A 1,221-nucleotide genomic window follows, 5' to 3' on the forward strand; every position below is an offset into this window, starting at 1 on the left:
GTCAGGAGTATTTAGCCTTGGAGGATGGTCCCCCCATATTCAGACAGGATAACACGTGTCCCGTCCTACTCGATTTCATTAAAATGGCGTTTTCGTATACGAGGCTATCACTCTCTACGGCGGTTCTTTCCAGAACCTTCTACTAACACCAAATCAACTTAAGGGCTAATCCCCTTTCGCTCGCCGCTACTTAGGGAATCTCGGTTGATTTCTTTTCCTCCGGGTACTTAGATGTTTCAGTTCCCCGGGTTCGCCTCATTAAGCTATGTATTCACTTAATGATACCCGCAAGCGGGTGGGTTTCCCCATTCGGAAATCTCGGGATCAAAGTTTGTTTATCAACTCCCCCGAGCTTATCGCAGATTACCACGTCCTTCATCGCCTCTGACTGCCAAGGCATCCACCGTGCACGCTTGGTCACTTGACCATATAACCCAAAATAGTTTCGGATCACATACCTAAGGAGCTTTTGTACCTCCTAAGGATTTACGATAATAAGAAACACTAGGTTAAAGTGTTTCTCACCGGTTTAACGCTTGATTCATCGTTATTTCAAAATTTGAATTGTTAAAGAGCAAGTTTAGTGCAAAGCACTAAGTCAGACATTGAGTGCCCCGATCATTCTCAGGTCAACATCTTGCTTAGAACTCTGTTCTAACGTCTTAAGATAGGTATCAGATAATTTGTGTGAACGCTCACCAGAGCTTCTATCGTTTAAGGAGGTGATCCAGCCCCAGGTTCCCCTAGGGCTACCTTGTTACGACTTCACCCCAGTCATTGACCACTCCGTGGTAACCGCCATCCCGAAGGTTAAGCTAGCTACTTCTGGAGCAATCAACTCCCATGGTGTGACGGGCGGTGTGTACAAGGCCCGGGAACGTATTCACCGTGGCATTCTGATCCACGATTACTAGCGATTCCGACTTCATGGAGTCGAGTTGCAGACTCCAATCCGGACTACGACGTACTTTCTGGGATTCGCTTACTCTCGCAAGTTCGCAGCCCTCTGTATACGCCATTGTAGCACGTGTGTAGCCCTACTCGTAAGGGCCATGATGACTTGACGTCGTCCCCACCTTCCTCCGGTTTGTCACCGGCAGTCTCCTTAAAGTTCCCACCCGAAGTGCTGGCAAATAAGGATAAGGGTTGCGCTCGTTACGGGACTTAACCCAACATTTCACAACACGAGCTGACGACAGCCATGCAGCACCTGTCTCAGAG

At 48.2% G+C, this 1,221-nt stretch carries 2 rRNA genes; both read right to left on the reverse strand.

Annotated elements, in window-relative coordinates:
• Positions 1-427: ribosomal RNA gene (locus ACUM5Y_RS15610) — 23S ribosomal RNA — on the reverse strand; the annotation flags it as partial.
• Between the two features lie 288 nt (positions 428-715).
• Positions 716-1,221 (reverse strand): 16S ribosomal RNA (locus ACUM5Y_RS15615); the annotation flags it as partial.

Source organism: Marinomonas dokdonensis (genome assembly GCF_052747885.1).